The following is an 18,175-nucleotide window of genomic DNA, read 5'->3' on the forward strand; positions in this document are numbered from 1 at the left end:
TCCCCTTCAAACCGCGACTTCGGCGTGAATAGGCGCATGCGGTTCGTATTCGCTCACCTCGAAATCCTCGATCTTATAGCCGTCGATGCTCGAAGGCTTGCGCAAAAGCCGCATCTTCGGAAGCGCGCGCGGTTCACGCGAAAGCTGCTCGCGCGCCTGCTCGAGATGATTGAGATAAAGGTGCACATCGCCGCCGACCCAGACGAAATCGCCCAGTTCAAGATCGGCCTGCTGCGCGATCATCATCTGCAGCGCCACAGTCTCGGCCCAGTTGAACGGCGCGCCGAGCAACAGATCGACGGACCGCTGAAGCAGAAGGCAGGAAAGCCGCCCGTCCGCGACATGGAATTGATAGACCATATGGCATGGCGGCAGCGCCATCTGGTCGAGTTCGGCAACGTTCCAGGCGTGAAAAAGCATGCGCCGGCTGGTCGGATTCTTGCGAAGCGTGTCGATCAGTGTCGCGATCTGGTCGTGTTCACGCCCGTCCGGCCCCATCCAGCGACGCCATTGCTTGCCGTAGACCGGGCCGAGATCGCCCCATTTTTCGGCAAACGCATCGTCGGAAAGAATACGGCTCTCGAATTCGCTCTGCTCGATCTGGTCGCCGGTCGCCTTACGATATTTGTCGAGCGGCCAGTCGGTCCAGATCCGAACATTCTGCTCGAGCAAGGGCCGCAGCCGCGTATCTCCGGTCAGGAACCACAGCATCTCCTTGACCGCCGTTTTCCAGTAGACACGCTTGGTCGTCAGGATCGGCACTTCGCCATTGCGCAGATTGAACCGCGCCATCGCCCCAAAAACCGACAGCGTGCCGACACCGGTACGGTCGATGCGCTTGTCCCCGGTTTCGAGGATATGCGTCATGAGATCGAGATATTGATGTTCGGGGTGTCGCATTGTCTTGATCCAGCGGCAGGCGTCCGGGCAGCGCGCACGAACTCACGCGCCAACGACCCGAAAGAATCGGGAACCGAATACTAACCCGGATAAGCGCCGCGGCGCACGGCTTTCGACCGCCCCACGCGTTTCATCCAAAACTTATATGGCCATTTGCGCGAGCAGACCGCAGAAAATCGCACGGTTCATCATCGGCAAGCCCGCGCCTGCCGATAATGAAAACCTGCGACAGTCTTCGTAAAACTCAGATGGTTTCGAGTTTTCCGAGGTGTTTTGCCACGAGATAGTAGAAGGTGACGCGGCTTTTCGTGCGGTCTGCCGCAAGATCCTTGGCGGTCGCCGCAACGGCGACTTCAGCCTTGGCCGCATCGACGCCGAGCTTTTTCACACCCCAATTGTCACGAACGCGGTCGAGCTCTTTCTTGTCGGTCGCCGACACCAGCGAGGAATCGCGATTTCGCAGGGCAATTCCGAGATGTTTCACGATCTTGTTGACCACATCGGGATTTGCGCCCGCATCGTATTTTTTCACGTCCGCGAGATAATCAGTCATGACAATCTGTCCCTCCGTAAAAGCTTCCTCTGAAATCGACGTGAAGCTTGAAGTCGGCGAATGTCGGTGCCTGAACTCGTCTGCCCCACGAAACGGAGCTTCTTGCGTGTCTTACGCCAAGTCAAGTGGGGGTTGCATCGGGGCAACATCGCTTCTGTGCGTATCTGTCCCTAAACTTTCGGCGGCTAAAGCACCTGCGCACTTTCCAACGGCGCGGCGAAGCACTATATGAAACCCGTCAGCTTGACTGACTATGGTGATAAACAGGCGATGCAATAAGCCGTTCGGACCCGGGGGCGGTACCCGGCGCCTCCACCAAAAACCGCTTTTCGAAGCGGCTTTTGCTGGGGGCGAAACAGGATCGACGAAGGTGTAAAGATCGTACTTTTGCCCGGCATTGTACCACCGTTATCGGGCTAAACTTGTAGTTGCAAATGACAACTATGCGGAAGCACGTCTCGCCGCTTAATGCGGTGCGATAGCTTCAAATTAAGCCCTAGAGGTTCGCACTTCTAGGCGGGGTTCGGAGGTACCTGGCAACAGAAACCTCCACTTCATTTCCCCAAAATTCTACTATTCAGCTTACGCGCAGATGATACGTCATTGCGCTGTTTTCACTGCGTCCTTCGAGGCACAACCGCACGAAAGGCACCCATGCAAACCCACGAACGCTTTTATGTCCTCACCGGCGGACCCGGCTCAGGCAAAACCACGCTGCTCGAAGCTTTGAAGCGCACCGGTTTCGCGACCACACCCGAAGCCGGGCGCGGCATCATCCAGGATCAGTCCGCCATCAATGGCCCTGCCCTTCCCTGGAAGGACCCGGCCCTCTTTGCCGAACTCATGCTGTCATGGGAGATGCGCAATTATCGGCAGGCCAGCCTCGAAACAGGCCCCGTCTTCTTCGATCGCGGCATGCCCGATCTTATCGGCTATCTGAAACTCAGTGGGCTGCCGGTTCCCGATCACTTTCACAGGGCGGCGGAAAAATTCCGCTACAATCGCAAAGTCTTCATACTGCCGCCCTGGCGGGAAATCTTTTCGGGCGACAGCGAGCGCAAGCAATCCTTCGACGAGGCGCAGCGCACCTACGATGCCATGATCGACGCCTACAGCGCCCAAGACTATGCCCTGACCATCGTCGAACCGGGTACCGTCGAGCAGCGGGCCGGTTTCATACGCGCTGAAACCGGCCTTTAGCGATTATTCTGCCGGAACTTCGGCGTTCGGCGCGCGTCCCAGCATCATCTGAGACAGCGCGAACGCGACCACCGAGCAGGCCGCAATGCCGATGACCATTGGCAGCGATGTGCCGTCGAAGAACACGCCCACGCTGGCCATTGCGACCGCACCCGTCGCAAAATGCAGCGTTCCCATCAAGGCGGACGCCGTTCCCGCAATAGTGCCGTGGTCTTCAAGGGCCAGAACCGATGTGGTCGGTATGACGAGGCCCATGAAGCCGAAGCCGACGAACAGGATTGCCGCCAGCACATCGAGCCGGTCAACGCCTGCAACCGTCACCGCCAGCAGCGCGACCATAGCCGTGGCAGAACCCGCCACAGCAAAGCGCACCACGCGGCGCATGCCGAAGCGCTCGCCCAGCGTGCCGGTGAACTGCGAAGCGCCGATGAATGCCACCGCATTGATCGAAAAGAACACGCTGTAGAGCGATGGCGACAGGCCGTAATGATCGATCAGAATGAACGACGAGCTCGCCAGATAGACGAAAAAGCTCGAAATGCTGAACGCACCGATGAAAGTCATGCCCATAAAATTGCGGTCGCCCATGAGAAAGCGATAGCCCGAAAGCGCGCTTTTCAGGCTGCTGCCGACGCGCTTTTCGACCGGCCGCGTTTCCTTCAGTATGAACACGACCATTCCCATCGCGATGAATGCCGCGATCGTCACCGCCCAGAAAACCGCACGCCAGCCGAAGAATTCGATAACGACACTGCCAGCAAGCGGTGCAAGGATCGGCGAAACGCTGAACACCAGCATCAGCAGGCCCATGAGTCGTGCCGCGTCCGTGCCGGTATGAAGGTCGCGAACGATTGCGCGCGGCACGACCATGCCCGCACATGCGCCAAGCCCCTGAATGAAGCGAAACGCGATCAGCCACTCGATGGTCGGTGCGAGCGCCGAACCGACGCCGCCGATCACGAACAGGATAAGGCCGAAAAACAGCGGTGAACGGCGTCCAACCATGTCGGAAATCGGCCCTACGACGATCTGGCCGAGTCCCATTGAAAGAAAGAAGACCAGCAGGCTCATCTGCACGGCCGTATTGCCTGCATTCAGTTCAGCGCCGATGGACGGTAGCGCGGGGAGATACATATCGACCGCAAACGGCCCGATTGCGGAAAGCAGGCCGAGAACCAGCGCAATGCGCAAAAGCTTTGGTGTCATGATATTTCGCTTCTGAATGACCGACCGGGGCGACGAGCCGGGGGCGGATTGAAAATCGTGCGCCGCATAAACGATCCGGCTCCTCCCCGGAGCGGATATCAGCACTGTCTACATTTTTGGACACACTTGTCTAATTTGTCAATCACTACTATCTTGTTTTTTAGATGAATGACAAATGCACCCCCGAACGCCGAAGCCACGCTTCAAAGCGCGACGCCATACTGGATGCCGCAGCCGATGTCTTTTGCCGCGAAGGATTTGCGGGTTCGAACATTGATTTGATTGCCGCCGAGGCAGGCGTTTCCCGGCAGACCGTTTACAATCACCACCGCGACAAGGAGAGCCTTCTGGTCGCGGTGGTTGCTGAAATTACCCAGCGCGTGAATGCGGGCATATTCGCAACCCTTGCCACCTTCCCCGACCATCCCGAAGATTTGCGGGCCGATCTTGTGGCATTCGCGACGCGGCTGAACCAGAACTGCATCTGCAACAGGGACGGCAAATTCCTGCGCAAACTGCTCCAGACCGAGGGCGAACGCTATCCAAAGCTGTTCGAAGCCTGGCGCGATGAAGGTCCAGGCAAGACGAATTCTGCACTCGCTGCCCGTTTTGCGCGGCTGGCCCATGCCGGATATCTCGAAATTGACGACCCTGATGTCGCAGCCCGGCAGTTTCTGGCACTCATCAACGCCGACCTCCAGATGAAGCTCATGTCCGGTACGACGCCCGCAGAAGCGGAGGTCGTTTCCGCTGCAAACAATGCGGTTGCGATGTTTTTGAAGGCCTATGGCCACTCGGCACCAATGGCCGGTTCCATCCCCGCCCGGCAGCAGGTCGAGCCGCGCATCCGCTCCTGAAAAATCCGTTCGCGCCAAACCCATTTGCTATATCCGGTTTACGGCAGGCCCAAGCTTGATTAGAGGTAAGCAACCCGATTCAACGGAACTTGCGTCTGCACCGATGGCCGAAGACCACATTCGCTACGACATACTTGCACAGGAAGCTTTGCGCGGCGTTATGCGCAAGGTGCTTGTGGAGGTTTCGCGCACCGGGCTTCCGGGCAATCACCACTTTTTCATCACCTTTCTGACCGGCGCGCCGGGCGTTCGCATTTCCAGCCGCCTGCGCGAACGCTACCCCGAACAGATGACAATCGTGGTACAGTTCCAATATTGGGATCTGAAAGTCACCGACGCCGGTTTTGAAATCGGCCTTTCCTTCTCGGATGTGCCGGAAAAGCTGGAAATCCCCTTCTCCGCCGTTCGTGGTTTCTACGATCCATCCGTCAATTTCGAACTCGAATTCGACGTGAAATCGGAAACCACGGAAGCAGAGGAGAGCGAGATCGTCGAGCTGGAGCCGGAAAGCAAACCAGTGGCGATCGCCCCGGCTGCATCCAAAAAAGCCGAATCGCGCAAGAAGACCGCGCAGAAGGACAAGGCTCCGGAAGAGCCTGAGGAAGAAGCACCGCCTGCCAAGGGTGCCGACGTCGTCTCGCTCGACGCGTTCCGCAAGAAATAATCAGCGCCGATGGCCGAGATCGTCAATCTCCGTCAGGCCAGAAAGCGCAAGGCGCGCTCCGAAAAAGAAACGACGGCTGCCCAGAACCGCACGTTTTTCGGACGCACCAAGGCCGAGCGCGAGCAGCAGCAAGCCGCTCAGGAAAAAGCCGTCTCCTTCATCGAAGCCCATCGCCGCGAACCGCCGAAAACATGAGTCCCAGACTATGACCATGGTGCGGAAATATTCCGTCTCGATCCGTGGCCATCGCACCAGCTATTCGCTCGAACGCCCCTTCTACGACGATCTCGTCTCGATAGCCGCCGCGCGCGAAATCCCGCTTGCAGCCCTCATCACCGAAGTCGATGAAACGCGTCCGCGCGATGCCAACCTGTCCTCGGCACTGCGTCTTTTCGTGCTGGAAAATGCGAAAAACGGTCCGAAGCCGTAAATATCAAAGCGATTTCAGCAGATTCTCGATGGAATTTGCGTCGAAACCTCCCGGTTGAGGCGCTGAAGCGGGCGCATTTTCTTCGTTTGCTGGCGGCGCGGCCTGCTCTTCCTGCGCCCGTTCGGCCTCGGCTTTTGCCTTTTCCTGCGCAGCAAGCCTGACTGCTTCTTCCTGCTTGCGCGCCGCCTCTTCAGCTTCCGCCCTGGCCTTTGCTTCCGCCTCGGCTTTCAGCCTCGCCTCTTCGGCCGCACGGACGCGCTGGTCCTGCAAGGCTGCATAATAGCGGGCCTCGCGGCGAAGCCTCTGCTTTTCGAGCAGTGCCGACTGCATCGCCTCGACGCGAGCCTGTTCCTTTTCAAGCGCGCGCTGCGTCAGGAATTGCGCGAGAGGCGCGCTGTCGAAGCGTCGCGAAAGATCGCTGACCGGACCGCTCATCGAAAAACGCAACGCCGGTTCCGAACCGACCAGGGCTTCGTCGCCGGGCTGATAGGCAATCGACCCATCCGCAGAAACCTGACCATCGTTCAAATCCGCCCGAATATCAGCCGAAATCGACGCGGAAGGGTTCTTCAGGGTCATCGGCGGCATTCTGATGATGCCGCCTGCCAGCGTGAAAGCCGCATCACCATCCGCCGCCTCGTAAATTCCGTCCGAGGCGATTTCGGGCGCGAAACCTTCCGTCTGGCGCGCGTCGATGCCGCGCCCGATCTCGTCGGCCTTGGCGACGAATGCCGGGAACGCTGTCGGATTGACGCCCGTAATCGCCATATCGCGGAAAGCGACCGTGCCGGAACCGGATGCTGCCGCAACCAACGCTTCCAGCGACTTCCCGCTCGAAGACAAAACGAGCGACGTGTCGCCCTTGCCGACCAGACTGGCTTGCGGGAAAACAGCGTCAATGTCGGCATTCTTCATTTCAAGCTGCGCCGAAACCAGCCCGGAGCCATCGACATTCTTGAGCTCGAACAGGCCGCTCAGCGCGCCGCCGAACATCTGGCCCTTGAGGTCGGACACGCGCAGCCCCTGCGCATCGACGCCCAGCCCGAAACGCGCATCATAAACTGTCGCCGCCGAACCGGCGGAGAGCGCCCCAGCCGTCACATCGAGCTGCGCCGTGAAAGGAAGCTGCGGTTTCGAGGAAAATGGCGTCGTGCTCCACTGCCCGGCATCCGTCGCCGTCGAGCCATCGCCCAGCATCATCCGCGCCAGCGGATCGACGTCGAATTCATCGACGGTGATCGCGCCGCTCAGGCTGGGCAGACCATCCTTCATTTCGCTGTTGATGTCGCCGGCGATCGCGTTTTCATTGATCGCGCCTGCGAGTTCGGAAAGCACCAGCAGCCCATCGCCATAATCTGCAGCAGCCGAAAGGCTGACCGGCATGCCAAGCCCGATGCCGGGAAAGCTCACGCCGGTCGTCATCAGATATGGCTCGAGATCGGCAGCGTCGATCCTCACCCCGCCCTCAACCTTCGCGCCCTGACCGGCAAATTTGGCGATGCCGTCGAAGCTTGCGGTAAAGTCGTCGCCACTCAGCTTGAGCGCGGTTTCCAGACCATCGACCAGCGTTCCCTTGGCGGTCAAATCCATTTGTCCCGGTCCGAGCAGACCGAGCGGCAGCGCGGGAAATCCGTAAAGTGCCAGCAGATCCGCCATGTCGTCATTCTTGGCGTTGACCGTCAAAAGCAGCGGACCGCCATCGATGTTCGGCAGCTTTCCTTTGGCCGAAAGCGTCGTGGAAAACGCGGTTCCGCCAACCTCGCCCTGCGCGCTGACGGCAAGGCCGGTCGTCTCATCGTCATTGGGCGCGGCACTTGCCACGATGTCCAGCCGCGAATCCTCGAAAAGCCCGGCATAGGCAGCGTTTCGCTCGGCAATCCCGGCAATAAGCGGATTGTCGCCATAACGCTGCCCGAGCACCGAAATCAGCGGCGCGAGATCGACCGCGACGATCGAGGCATCAAGGTTCCCGCTCGGATTTTTCGGAAAATTCCTGATGCGCCCGGTGGCACTTATCGAAGCGCCCTCAAGCCCGCCCAGCGCCAGCCTGTCGATTTCCAGAACGCCATCGCGCAGCCGAAGTGCCGTATCGACCGTCTCGGATTTGAAACCGCCGACGCTCAAAGGCCCTGCCTTGATCTGGAAATCGAGATCGCTGTCGGTAAAGCGGTTGTCGCCCTTTTCGCTGACGAAAAGCGAGGCAAAGGCTGAAAGCCCTTCGACATCCAGCGCGCCGCCTTCGAGTTTCATGAGAACGGAGGATTTCGCCTCTTCCGGCTGGCGGCTTTCCATCGTGCCGGTGAATTTCGCATCGCCTAACGCCAGTTCGAGGTCATTGAAAACCTGCTTGCGACGCGTCATTTCAACATTCGCCTGAAATCCGGCGGCGGGCAGATTTCGGATCGCGTCATCCACGTCCTTGGACACCCAGGCGGCAAAACCGGACGGCTGTTTGACTGCGAGCAGTAGCGACCCGGTGAAGCCGAAATCGCCATCCGTCCGCACTTTGCCCTGCGCTTCGAGCGCAGTGCGGCCAGGCAGCGTGGCGGCGAGCGAATTCAGCGCCCAGCCGCCCTCGGTCGGTTCTGCCGAAAGCCTGATGTCGCGCAAAGTCGTATCGCCCGCAACCACCGCCGGAAGATCGACCGAAACCTGACCCGGAATGGTCGGATGAGGAAGTTTCGCAAGCACGTCTTCAAGTGCCGTGATGCGCTCCGTCAGCGTCAGATTCGTGCCTGCCTGCTCGCCGCCCACGGCCTCGTCGAACCGCACCTGAGCGCCCGTCGCCTCGACCGAGAAATGCGGCGCCTCGCCGAAATCGATCTTGGCCTTGCCGTCAGCCGTATAAGGATTGTCCAGCGGGCCGGTTTCGAACCTGAATTCGGGGAGATCGAGCAGCTTGTGGTCGAGCGCGAAGCGCCCGTTCATGCGATAGCCGGGTGCGGCCTTCTCCTGCTCGGCGTTTTGGGCGGCCTGCGCTTTCGCTGCAATCTTGAAACCGCCTGAATAGACGGCCGCCCCTTTTTCTAGACCCACATTGCCATCCGTCTCGACGGACAGCGGATAGCCTTCCGGATCGGCCTTGATGCGAACCCGCATTCGGCCATTTTCATCGACGGAGCCAGTAGTAATTCCGAATGCCGTGGGCATTCCATCGGCAACCATCGTGCCGTCCATGCGCCACGGGCCGGCCAGCGAGCGCGCCGAAACCTTCGTATTTATGTCCGCCAGAAGGTGACGGCGACCGCCCGCGGCATGGCGAATCGAGATCTGCCCGTCGCTGATCGTCAAATCTTCGAGCTGGATATTGCGCGGGTCGAACGGCGTCGAGGGACGTACCGCCCAATCGACCGCGCCGTCTTCCGCAACGTCGATCGTTGCGCGCGGGCGCACGAGACGCATGTCGAAAATCAGCACTTCGCCGCGCAGGAAGGGCGCGAGTTCGGCATCCATCGAGAATTCCTCGATGGTCATCGAAGGCGCGCCGCCTGTTTCGGCACCAACGGAAACGTCAGTGAATGTGACTGACGGAAATGGAAGGATGCGGGCTTTCGCATCACCTTCGACGGTGACCTTGCGGCCAAGAATGATGCTCGCCTCGCGCTCGAATTGCGCGCGGTAGCCCGTCCAGTCGATGAAGTACGGACCGATCAGCGCTACGGTCAGCGCCATTACGATCAGTCCCCCGACGATGACGAAAATTCTAGCCAGCATTGCTTCGGTATATCACCCTTTGCCGGGTGCCACTGTACCTTGATAGGCGTGTTCATAAAGAGGCAATTTGGCTTAACCGCTTTTCAGTGTGCAGCAGGCAATATCTTGCCCGGATTGAGAATGTTGAGCGGATCGAGCGCCTGCTTGATGGACCGCATGATCGCGACGCCGTGGCCAAGCTCGTGTTCCAGAAAGCCCATCTTGCCCTGCCCTATGCCATGCTCGCCGGTGCAAGTTCCGTCCATGGCGATGGCGCGCATGTTCAATCGCGCGACGAATTCCTCCGATGCGGCAATCTCTTTCGGATTATCGAGATCCATCAGTACCAATGTGTGGAAATTGCCATCGCCGACATGCCCGACGATGGGCGCGATCAGGCCCGAACGCGCTATGTCGGCTTCCGTTTCGGCTATGCATTCGGCAAGGCGCGAAATCGGCACGCAGACATCCGTGGACAGCGCTTTTGCGCCAGGACGCAGGCTCATCGCAGACCAATAAGAATCATGCCGCGCCTTCCACAATTTGGCACGCTCTTCGGCCACCTTCGTCCACAGAAACGGCCCGCCGCCATATTCCGTGGCGATTTCGCCAAATGTTTCGGCCTGTTCGGCAACACCGCTGTCGCTGCCGTGAAATTCGAGAAACAGGCATGGGCTTTCGGGGTAATCGAGCTTCGAATAGTTCTTCATTGCCCGCATCTGCAACGCATTGACCAGCTCTATGCGCGCCACCGGAATGCCCATCTGGATCGTCGCAATCACCGCCTGACATGCGGCATCGACGGTTGGAAACGGGCAGACGCCACCCGAAATCGCCTGCGGAATGCCGTAAAGCTTGAGCGTCAGCCCGGTGATGATGCCGAGCGTGCCTTCCGAACCGACCAGAAGCCGGGTCAGATCGTATCCGGCAGAGCTTTTCTTGGCGCGCCGCGCCGTCGTCACCGCCTGCCCGTCGGCCATGACGGCGGTGAGCGACAGGACGTTTTCGCGCATCGTGCCGTAGCGCACCGCATTGGTGCCGGAAGCACGCGTCGCGGCCATGCCGCCGAGGCTTGCATTGGCACCCGGATCGATCGGGAAAAACAGGCCGGTATCGCGCAGATGGCTGTTCAGATCCTCGCGCGTCACACCCGGCTCGATCGTGCAATCCAGATCTTCGGAATTGACCGCCAGAATGCGATTCATGCGCGACGTATCGACGGAAATGCCGCCGCCCGGCGCATTCACCTGGCCTTCCAGCGAGGTTCCGGTTCCAAAAGCGATGATTGGAACGCGATGCTCCGCACAGGCGCGCACGATGTCCTGAACCTCCTCAGTCGTCTCGACGAAGGCGACGCCATCCGGCAATTGCGAGGGAATATAGGTCGTGGTGTGCGAATGCTGCTCGCGTATGGATTGGCCAGTCTGGAAGCGCTCGCCCAGACGCTGTTTCAATATGCCGACGACGGCCGCAATGCCCGCCTCATTGCGTTCGACCGATATGAGGTCGCTCAGCGCCATGTTTTCCTCCGCAATTGGACCTTTGGTCCGCTTTGTTGACCTGTTACCGTTGATAGAGTTTGAGGATTTTTCCCTGAATCGCAGTCAAACTCTATCTCTTTGTTGTAGCATGACCTTTTTCGAAAACCGGTTCCCACTTTTCGGGATCATGCTCTAATATTTTCGAGCCGAACAAGGAAGCCCGATGACACTGCAAGCACCATTCGTCTCCAATGAAATGGCCGTCGAGAAAGACTGGATCGACTATAATGGCCACCTCAACATGGCGTATTACAATGTGATTTTCGACCGCGGCTCCGACGAGGCGTTCGCCCTGATGGGAATGGGGCCGGACTATGCGTCCAGCCGCAAACACACGATCTATACGGCTGAACTTCACGTCTGCTACGTGCGCGAACTGCATCTCGACGACAAGGTGACGGTGACGCTCCAGCTTATCGACAATGATGAAAAACGGATTCGCGCTTATCAGGAAATCCGCCATGCGGATGGCTGGCTTGCTGCAACGGCAGAGACGCTTTCGCTTCACATCGATATGGCAGGCCCCAAAGTCGCGCCTTTCCCGCAAGACATTATGGAAAGCGTAAACGAAATGCGCGCCGCGCATGCCGATCTGCCCTTCCCGGAACGGGCGGGCCGCGCAATCGGCATCAAACGCAAATGACGTAGCCGTGCGTCTCTGAAGCCACCCGGCAACACCTTCTTTATTCGTAGCGGTTTTGCACAGGATGATGAAACCGCAGCGCTTGATCCAAATCCTCCCCGGCGCAGAATTGAGCCAGAACGACTCAAACGGTCGGAAAGGCGCAGCGCGTCTTCCGGAGGACAGCATGAAGATTGACGTGGCGCAGATTTCGAGCCGCCTGGCTTCGGATCGCTCATTGACCGACTATGATTTCTGGCGTGCCCTGAAGACGGTCAACAATGAATTGTACCGGATCGAGCGCGACCGTCAGCCCATTCCCATGCGCATGATTTATGCACGCCAGATTCTTGTGACTGCACGCAAAAAGCGCGCGCCACACAGGGTGTAAGCCCTCAATACATTGAACCAAACTGCATTGGAGCCGTTATCGCCCCGGATAGAAACCGGAAAAAGGCGAAAAATGAGCCCCAAGGTACTGCATGAATCGGAAGACGCTTGGCATTTGACGAGCGATCTCCACGCAGAGCAAGGCAAGGGTGATCCCTTCGCGGCGGCAATGCGCGCGACACGCATGGCGATGATCATCACCGATCCGCGCCAGAACGACAATCCGATTGTCTTTGCAAATGACGCGTTCCTGAAACTCACGGGCTACACGCGACAGGAAGTCGTCGGGCGCAATTGCCGTTTTCTGCAAGGACCTGAGACCGATGCTCAGTCCGTCGATGAAGTGCGCGACGCGGTTCAGCATCGCGAAGATATCGGCATAGATATTCTGAACTACCGCAAGGACGGCTCGCAGTTCTGGAACGCGCTCTATATTAGCCCCGTTTCCAACCAGAACGGCGAGTTGCAGTTCTATTTCGCTTCGCAGCTCAACGTGACCGACCGCAAGCAGGCGGAACAGCAGGTCCATGTCGATAAGGAGCGCGTCGAAAAAGCGGTCAAGGAGCGCACCAGGGAATTGGAAATCGCTCTCGAAAACCAGAAAACGCTGATGCATGAGGTCGATCATCGGGTGAAGAACAACCTTCAGATGATCTCCTCGCTGGTCATCATGCAGAGCCGTTCGATTCCCGACGAAAACATCAAGGCTTCCCTGAAATCCATGCTGGAGCGTATCGAAGCGCTGAGCACGGTTCATCGCAGGCTTTACCAGTCCGACGATGTGACGACGTTCGACGTATCGGATTTCGTACGCGACCTGGTGACGGATCTGGTCGCCGCCTCAGGCCACAACTACAAGCGCGTGCTTGAGCTGGAACCCGTTCTCATTCCGGCAGAAAAGGCCGCACCGCTGGCCCTGATGATCAACGAGCTGGTCACCAACGCGATGAAGCATGGCTTCAAGGGTCGCGAAAACGGCCATGCCGGCACGATCGGCGTCAATGTGAGCCAGAAGATGAACAGCTTGACCATCGACGTTTCGGACGATGGCGTCGGAATGGTCGAGAAGGAAGGAAGCACATTCGGCCTTCGACTTGTGAAGTCTTTGGCCAGACAGCTTCGCGCGGATATCGAATGGCGGAACGCTTCGCCGGGAACGCGCGTTGTCATCAAAATCCCGGTCGATAAGCCGGCAAATGGAGCACTGCAATCATGAATGAGCCTCTCAAAGTATTGATCGTGGAGGATGAGGCTCTTCTCGCGATGGAACTCGAAACGCTCGTGGAGGAGTCCGGCCATACGGTCGTCGGCTGGGCGGCATCCTCGCAGGAAGCGTTGAAGATGATCGATGAAATCGAAGCCGATATCGCCTTTGTCGATATTCATCTGACCGACGGGCCAACCGGCGTCGATGTTGCGAACTACATCGAGGACAAGCAGTTCTCGAAAGTCATCTTCATGACCGCGAACCCGAAGCGCATCCCTGAAAATTTCGCAGGCGCAGTCGGCGTTATCGCCAAACCCTACACGCTGAATGGGCTGCTTGCCTCCCTGCGCTATCTGCAGGAAGGCATAAGGCGTCCGCCGCCGGACTGCGAATTGCCGGTGGGCTTCACGCTGTCCCCGACATTCGCCTCCAACTGGTCGAATCTGAACAGATAAATCAGCCTTTTCGCTCGATAAACCGTATCCGGTTTCCGAACGGGTCGATGACTGTAACTTCGAGGCCCCATTCCTCATCCTCGAGGCCGGGTTTCATGTAGCGGTAGTTCTTTTTGATGAGCTCGCCGTGCAATGCGCGCACGCCGCGCAGATTGACCACCATATTTCCGCCCGGGCTTGCATCGCCCGAGTGCTCGCTGAGATGAAGCTTCAGCGCTCCTCTGGAAATCTGCGTGTAGAGCGGGAAATTCTCGCCGAAGCGATGCTCCCAATCGACCTTGAAGCCTAAAAACTCCAGATAGAATTCATGCGCCTTCGCCACGTCGAAGATGCGCACGATGGGTATGGCCTGCTCGAAGCTGATGTCGCCTGCATGCGGCGCATCGATCTTCGATGACAGAATATTCCAACTGGCCAGTCCGAACTGCCGGGCCACGATTTCCAGTGCTTCGCTGTGCGAAACGGCGAGGTTCTTTTCGGCAAGCGCCTCGCGCATCGTGACAGCCATGGCCTTGGCGTCCTGAAATGTACGCATGATCGTCCGGTCCTTGTTCTCGGCGATGACGGCAACCCAGTGTCCGCATTGCTGATGCCTTCGCCGGAAAAACCGGATTGGAAGGATCGTGGAGGCATTCGCCAAACCTGTGAGAAGGCGCGGACTGCAGGCCGCCTCCGGCCCGTAACCGCGCAAATTTGAAAGAAACTGGCCAGATCGTCAAGCCGCGGCACACATCGTGAACATGAATGACTGGCCTTTCTCCCCCGAATCACTACATTCCGGTGAAATGTCCGGCTTTCCAGACGATATGCCATTTTTCGACGAGGATGCTCCTCGCTCGCGCCCAAACGCTCCCGCCCCTCCGGCGGGCGGCGGCATTGCCGCGCGCGCCATGGCGGCCCGCCAGGGCAGCGCGCCCGATTATCTGAGCGGACTGAACCCCGAACAGCGGCTGGCCGTGGAGACGACGGAAGGCCCGGTTCTCGTTCTCGCGGGCGCCGGCACCGGCAAGACGCGCGTTCTGACCACCCGCATCGCACATATTCTGGCGACAGGCCGCGCCTATCCGAGCCAAATCCTCGCCGTGACCTTCACCAACAAGGCGGCGCGCGAGATGAAGACGCGCATAGCGACGCTTGTCGGCGAAGCGGTCGAAGGCATGCCGTGGCTCGGCACGTTCCACTCCATCGGCGTGAAATTGCTGCGCCGTCATGCCGAACTCGCCAATCTGCGCTCCGATTTCACCATTCTCGATACGGACGACGTCATCCGCCTGATAAAGCAGCTCATTCAGGCCGAAGGTCTGGATGACAAGCGCTGGCCCGCGCGTCAGTTCGCGATGATGATCGATGGCTGGAAAAACAAGGGCCTCGGCCCCTCCGAAATCGCCGAAGGCGATGCGCGCGCATTTGCGAATGGCAAAGGCCGCGAGCTTTACAAGGCGTATCAGGACCGCTTGCAGACGCTGAATGCCTGCGATTTCGGTGATCTCCTGTGCCACCCGATCCGTATTCTCCGGGCGCATCCCGATGTGCTCAAAGAGTATCATCGCCGCTTCAAATACATTCTGGTGGACGAGTATCAGGACACCAACACCGCGCAATATATGTGGCTGCGCCTGCTCGCCCAGCGCCCGAAAGAGCGGAACGACATTCAACCGGCCGAAGGCCGCAAGCCCGACCGGGCGTCGGGCGGTCAGCCCGCCCCCGCGGAGGCCAGCCCGAAGGGCGGTACGGCCGCGAGCGAAAATACAGTCAACATTTGCTGCGTTGGCGACGACGACCAGTCGATCTATGGCTGGCGCGGTGCAGAGGTCGACAACATCCTGCGTTTCGACAAGGATTTTCCGGGCGCAACCGTCATTCGTCTCGAGCGAAATTATCGCTCGACCGCCCATATTCTGGGCGCAGCCTCCCACCTCATCACCCATAATGAAGGCCGCCTCGGCAAGACGCTGTTCACCGATCAGTCAGACCCGGAAGACAGCAAGGTCAACGTCCACGCCGCATGGGATTCCGACGAGGAAGCCCGCGCCATCGGCGAGGAAATCGAGCGGCACCAGCGCCCGGACCGCAACGGCAAGCGGCACAATCTGAACGACATGGCGATCCTCGTGCGCGCCTCGTTCCAGATGCGCTCCTTCGAAGATCGCTTCATCGAAATCGGCCTGAACTACCGCGTCATCGGCGGCCCGCGCTTCTACGAGCGGCAGGAAATCCGCGACGCGATGGCCTATCTGCGCGTGGTTGCGCAACCAGCGGACGATCTGGCCTTCGAGCGCATCGTCAATGTGCCGAAACGCGGCCTTGGCGAAGCGGCCATCCGGCAGGTTCACGACACGGCGCGCGCGCTGCGCATTCCCATGCTGGAAGCCGCCGCAAAGCTTGCTGAAAGCGACGAGTTGAAACCAAAACCGCGCGCCGCATTGCGCGAGGTCGCGGCCAATTTCGCGCGCTGGCAGGCAGCCCTTGAAAACACACCGCACACAGAACTGGCCGAGACCATTCTGGAAGAAAGCGGCTACACGGACATGTGGAAGAACGACCGCTCGGCGGAAGCGCCGGGGCGGCTCGAAAATCTGAAAGAGCTCATCCGCTCGATGGAGGAGTATGAATCGCTGCGCTCCTTCCTCGAACACATTGCGCTGGTCATGGATGCCGAGCAGAACGAGAATCTCGACGCCGTTTCCATCATGACGCTACACTCGGCCAAGGGGCTCGAATTCGAGACGGTGTTTCTACCCGGCTGGGAAGAAGGCCTGTTTCCGCACCAGCGCTCGCTGGATGAAGGCGGCCGTTCCGGTCTGGAGGAAGAGCGCCGCCTCGCCTATGTCGGCCTCACCCGCGCCAAGAAAAATCTGCACATCTGGTTCGTGTCGAACCGGCGCATCCACGGACTTTGGCAATCCACTATCCCGTCGCGCTTTCTCGACGAGCTGCCTGAAGCGCATGTCGAGGTGGCCGAGGCAGGCCAGAATTACGGTGGCTATGGCGGCGGCCGCCAAAACCCTTACGGCGCTTCGCGTTTCGATAATGTCGGCAGCGGTGGCGGCTCGTTCTCGAACACCTACGCCACCCCCGGCTGGCAACGCGCCCAGCAGAACCGCACGGAAGCGACCGACCGCAATTGGGGCTCACGCTCCGGCCACGCGGTCGAGCGCATCGGCTATGGCGAAACCGATTCAGGCTTCGGCGCTGGACGCGGCTCGATCAAAGGCCGCACGATCGACGGCGAACTCGTCGCGAAATCCGTCTCCGACACGCCCTCGGCCTTCAAGGTCGGCGACCGCGTGTTCCATCAGAAATTCGGCAATGGCAACATAGCCGCGGTCGAAGGCAACAAGCTGACGATCGACTTCGACAAGGCAGGCCAAAAGCGCGTGCTGGATGGGTTTGTCGTCGCGGCTTAAAGCGTCTGACACTAAGTCTCGACCTTCATACCCTTCAGCTTCTCAGCCACTTCGCCAGCCAGATCCGCATATTTATCTTCAAGCCGCTCGGCGGCTGAAATGATGTCGAAATCATACCCATTGTCTTCGAGTATCGCGGTCAGGCGTTCGACAAACTCCGCCTGCGTTTCCAATGCCTGAAAAAGCGCCTTCACCTGGCCCTCGGTAATTTCCGGCTTTGCCAGCATTTCCGGCACTTGCCTGCCCATCTGCTCGCCCGTTCGGGTCTGCTCCTTCAGGATATCCAGCCAGTCGGTAGTCGCGGTTTCACTCATCGGCGCAAAATGCCCGCCGTGCCTGCTCCCCGTCAACCGCCAATGCGTTGCAATGGTGGTGAGCCTCAAAGGAGACGTCCCACAAACACCCTCACCCCGGAAGCGTCACCCTCTCCTTCTTCTGTTTTGTCACCGGATACCGAAACACACTGAGACGCCCATTCGGTTCGAAATAGGCGTGCTCCACCTCGCCCGTATCGCGAACGCCCTCGACCCGCAAAAGCGCGAACAATTCCCGCTCCGTCAGCGTTCCCGAACCCAGTGCCTTGTCGACGATCCTGCCGTCATCCACCACCAGAAGCGGAGCACCTTCTAGCTTGCGCTCCAGTTTTTTGTGGCGGTTCAGAATGAAGGTGGTGAACCGGTGCAGCACGATGACGACGGTGATGACCAGAATGCCCTGCAGCAATCCGATTTCAGGGTAGAACATCGGATCGCCGGCGGCGGAGCCTATCGCGATGACGAGAACGAATTCGAACGGCCCGATCTGTCCGACGCCGCCCTGCCCGACCATTCGAGAAAGGAAGATCGTGTAGAGATACATGATGACCGTTCGAAAAATGACTTCGAGGTAGAAGACGAACGTCGCCGTCTCCTCCTCTCCCAGCAGAATCCGGGTCAGGTCGAAACCGCTTTCCATGCGCGTACATCCCCTCTGAAACTGCACTCAAACGCCGGGGAATGCCAAGCCGTTCCCTTTCGGGGCGGGCGTGCAGGTTAGCACCACCATATACAC

General features: G+C 59.1%; 18 protein-coding genes and 1 other RNA gene. 11 read left to right on the forward strand and 8 right to left on the reverse strand.

Going from position 1 to position 18,175, the window contains the following annotated elements:
* Nucleotides 1-6: 6 nt before the first annotated feature.
* Both ABFT80_RS11650 and ABFT80_RS11655 read right to left on the reverse strand, forming a co-directional pair.
* Complete coding sequence (locus tag ABFT80_RS11650) at nt 7-900, reverse strand: thymidylate synthase (RefSeq protein ID WP_347972076.1); 894 nt, start codon at nt 898-900, stop codon at nt 7-9.
* Between the two features lie 244 nt (nt 901-1,144).
* Nucleotides 1,145-1,453: a DUF2853 family protein gene (locus ABFT80_RS11655; RefSeq protein ID WP_347972077.1), complete on the reverse strand. Its 309-nt coding sequence runs from the start codon at nt 1,451-1,453 to the stop codon at nt 1,145-1,147.
* A 198-nt stretch (nt 1,454-1,651) separates the two neighbouring features.
* Between ABFT80_RS11655 and ssrA the strand changes: the two genes are divergently transcribed.
* Both ssrA and ABFT80_RS11665 read left to right on the forward strand, forming a co-directional pair.
* Nucleotides 1,652-2,007: a transfer-messenger RNA gene (ssrA, locus tag ABFT80_RS11660) on the forward strand.
* A gap of 100 nt (nt 2,008-2,107) precedes the next feature.
* A complete protein-coding gene (locus tag ABFT80_RS11665) occupies nt 2,108-2,653 on the forward strand; it encodes an AAA family ATPase (protein ID WP_347972078.1) in 546 nt (181 codons plus the stop codon).
* 3 nt (nt 2,654-2,656) lie between these two features.
* Here ABFT80_RS11665 and ABFT80_RS11670 read toward each other — a convergent pair whose 3' ends face one another.
* Nucleotides 2,657-3,859: a multidrug effflux MFS transporter gene (locus ABFT80_RS11670; protein ID WP_347972079.1), complete on the reverse strand. Its 1,203-nt coding sequence runs from the start codon at nt 3,857-3,859 to the stop codon at nt 2,657-2,659.
* Nucleotides 3,860-4,023: 164 nt separating this feature from the next.
* Between ABFT80_RS11670 and ABFT80_RS11675 the strand changes: the two genes are divergently transcribed.
* From ABFT80_RS11675 to ABFT80_RS11690, 4 genes are all read left to right on the forward strand, one after another.
* On the forward strand, nt 4,024-4,716 hold the full coding sequence (locus ABFT80_RS11675) for a TetR/AcrR family transcriptional regulator (protein WP_347972080.1): 693 nt from the start codon (nt 4,024-4,026) through the stop codon (nt 4,714-4,716).
* A 103-nt stretch (nt 4,717-4,819) separates the two neighbouring features.
* Nucleotides 4,820-5,380 (forward strand): SspB family protein, encoded by a 561-nt coding sequence (locus ABFT80_RS11680; protein WP_347972081.1) that lies wholly within the window; start codon nt 4,820-4,822, stop codon nt 5,378-5,380.
* 9 nt (nt 5,381-5,389) lie between these two features.
* Entirely contained in the window at nt 5,390-5,575 is a 186-nt protein-coding gene (locus ABFT80_RS11685) for a DUF4169 family protein (protein ID WP_347972082.1), read from the forward strand.
* A gap of 10 nt (nt 5,576-5,585) precedes the next feature.
* Nucleotides 5,586-5,810, forward strand: a complete 225-nt coding sequence (locus ABFT80_RS11690) for a ribbon-helix-helix domain-containing protein (protein WP_347972083.1) — start codon at nt 5,586-5,588, stop codon at nt 5,808-5,810.
* Between the two features lie 3 nt (nt 5,811-5,813).
* Here the strand turns inward: ABFT80_RS11690 and ABFT80_RS11695 are convergent, their stop codons facing one another.
* Nucleotides 5,814-9,524, reverse strand: coding sequence for an AsmA family protein (locus ABFT80_RS11695; RefSeq protein WP_347972084.1), 3,711 nt, complete (start codon nt 9,522-9,524; stop codon nt 5,814-5,816).
* Between the two features lie 83 nt (nt 9,525-9,607).
* Complete coding sequence (locus ABFT80_RS11700) at nt 9,608-11,023, reverse strand: FAD-binding oxidoreductase (RefSeq protein ID WP_347972085.1); 1,416 nt, start codon at nt 11,021-11,023, stop codon at nt 9,608-9,610.
* 184 nt (nt 11,024-11,207) lie between these two features.
* Here ABFT80_RS11700 and ABFT80_RS11705 point away from each other — a divergent pair, with 184 nt between their 5' ends.
* From ABFT80_RS11705 to ABFT80_RS11720, 4 genes are all read left to right on the forward strand, one after another.
* A complete protein-coding gene (locus ABFT80_RS11705) occupies nt 11,208-11,687 on the forward strand; it encodes a thioesterase family protein (protein WP_347972086.1) in 480 nt (159 codons plus the stop codon).
* Nucleotides 11,688-11,853: 166 nt separating this feature from the next.
* Nucleotides 11,854-12,057, forward strand: coding sequence for a hypothetical protein (locus ABFT80_RS11710; RefSeq protein WP_347972087.1), 204 nt, complete (start codon nt 11,854-11,856; stop codon nt 12,055-12,057).
* Between the two features lie 72 nt (nt 12,058-12,129).
* Nucleotides 12,130-13,272 (forward strand): histidine kinase dimerization/phosphoacceptor domain -containing protein, encoded by a 1,143-nt coding sequence (locus ABFT80_RS11715; protein WP_347972088.1) that lies wholly within the window; start codon nt 12,130-12,132, stop codon nt 13,270-13,272.
* Nucleotides 13,269-13,718 (forward strand): response regulator, encoded by a 450-nt coding sequence (locus tag ABFT80_RS11720; RefSeq protein ID WP_347972089.1) that lies wholly within the window; start codon nt 13,269-13,271, stop codon nt 13,716-13,718. The genes ABFT80_RS11715 and ABFT80_RS11720 overlap by 4 nt, the downstream gene beginning before the upstream one ends.
* 1 nt (nt 13,719) lies before the next feature.
* On the opposite strand, the gene ABFT80_RS11725 is transcribed toward ABFT80_RS11720, so the two are convergent.
* Nucleotides 13,720-14,253 (reverse strand): glyoxalase superfamily protein, encoded by a 534-nt coding sequence (locus ABFT80_RS11725; RefSeq protein WP_347972090.1) that lies wholly within the window; start codon nt 14,251-14,253, stop codon nt 13,720-13,722.
* 250 nt (nt 14,254-14,503) lie between these two features.
* Here ABFT80_RS11725 and ABFT80_RS11730 point away from each other — a divergent pair, with 250 nt between their 5' ends.
* Entirely contained in the window at nt 14,504-17,125 is a 2,622-nt protein-coding gene (locus ABFT80_RS11730) for a UvrD-helicase domain-containing protein (protein ID WP_347972217.1), read from the forward strand.
* Between the two features lie 11 nt (nt 17,126-17,136).
* Here ABFT80_RS11730 and ABFT80_RS11735 read toward each other — a convergent pair whose 3' ends face one another.
* The gene (locus ABFT80_RS11735; RefSeq protein WP_347972091.1) at nt 17,137-17,439 is read right to left on the reverse strand and encodes a hypothetical protein; all 303 of its coding nucleotides are present in this window, start codon (nt 17,437-17,439) and stop codon (nt 17,137-17,139) included.
* Between the two features lie 91 nt (nt 17,440-17,530).
* Nucleotides 17,531-18,079, reverse strand: a complete 549-nt coding sequence (locus ABFT80_RS11740; protein ID WP_347972092.1) for a DUF421 domain-containing protein — start codon at nt 18,077-18,079, stop codon at nt 17,531-17,533.
* Nucleotides 18,080-18,175 lie beyond the last annotated feature (96 nt).

Source organism: Foliimonas ilicis, assembly GCF_039939195.1.
Classification (GTDB): domain Bacteria; phylum Pseudomonadota; class Alphaproteobacteria; order Rhizobiales; family Rhizobiaceae; genus Foliimonas; species Foliimonas ilicis.

Coding starts and splice junctions, on each gene's coding strand:
- ABFT80_RS11650 (WP_347972076.1), bottom strand. CDS start 900: ATGCGACACCCCGAACATCAATATCTCGATCTCATGACGCATATCCTC.
- ABFT80_RS11655 (WP_347972077.1), bottom strand. CDS start 1,453: ATGACTGATTATCTCGCGGACGTGAAAAAATACGATGCGGGCGCAAAT.
- ABFT80_RS11665 (WP_347972078.1), top strand. CDS start 2,108: ATGCAAACCCACGAACGCTTTTATGTCCTCACCGGCGGACCCGGCTCA.
- ABFT80_RS11670 (WP_347972079.1), bottom strand. CDS start 3,859: ATGACACCAAAGCTTTTGCGCATTGCGCTGGTTCTCGGCCTGCTTTCC.
- ABFT80_RS11675 (WP_347972080.1), top strand. CDS start 4,024: ATGAATGACAAATGCACCCCCGAACGCCGAAGCCACGCTTCAAAGCGC.
- ABFT80_RS11680 (WP_347972081.1), top strand. CDS start 4,820: ATGGCCGAAGACCACATTCGCTACGACATACTTGCACAGGAAGCTTTG.
- ABFT80_RS11685 (WP_347972082.1), top strand. CDS start 5,390: ATGGCCGAGATCGTCAATCTCCGTCAGGCCAGAAAGCGCAAGGCGCGC.
- ABFT80_RS11690 (WP_347972083.1), top strand. CDS start 5,586: ATGACCATGGTGCGGAAATATTCCGTCTCGATCCGTGGCCATCGCACC.
- ABFT80_RS11695 (WP_347972084.1), bottom strand. CDS start 9,524: ATGCTGGCTAGAATTTTCGTCATCGTCGGGGGACTGATCGTAATGGCG.
- ABFT80_RS11700 (WP_347972085.1), bottom strand. CDS start 11,023: ATGGCGCTGAGCGACCTCATATCGGTCGAACGCAATGAGGCGGGCATT.
- ABFT80_RS11705 (WP_347972086.1), top strand. CDS start 11,208: ATGACACTGCAAGCACCATTCGTCTCCAATGAAATGGCCGTCGAGAAA.
- ABFT80_RS11710 (WP_347972087.1), top strand. CDS start 11,854: ATGAAGATTGACGTGGCGCAGATTTCGAGCCGCCTGGCTTCGGATCGC.
- ABFT80_RS11715 (WP_347972088.1), top strand. CDS start 12,130: ATGAGCCCCAAGGTACTGCATGAATCGGAAGACGCTTGGCATTTGACG.
- ABFT80_RS11720 (WP_347972089.1), top strand. CDS start 13,269: ATGAATGAGCCTCTCAAAGTATTGATCGTGGAGGATGAGGCTCTTCTC.
- ABFT80_RS11725 (WP_347972090.1), bottom strand. CDS start 14,253: ATGCGTACATTTCAGGACGCCAAGGCCATGGCTGTCACGATGCGCGAG.
- ABFT80_RS11730 (WP_347972217.1), top strand. CDS start 14,504: ATGTCCGGCTTTCCAGACGATATGCCATTTTTCGACGAGGATGCTCCT.
- ABFT80_RS11735 (WP_347972091.1), bottom strand. CDS start 17,439: ATGAGTGAAACCGCGACTACCGACTGGCTGGATATCCTGAAGGAGCAG.
- ABFT80_RS11740 (WP_347972092.1), bottom strand. CDS start 18,079: ATGGAAAGCGGTTTCGACCTGACCCGGATTCTGCTGGGAGAGGAGGAG.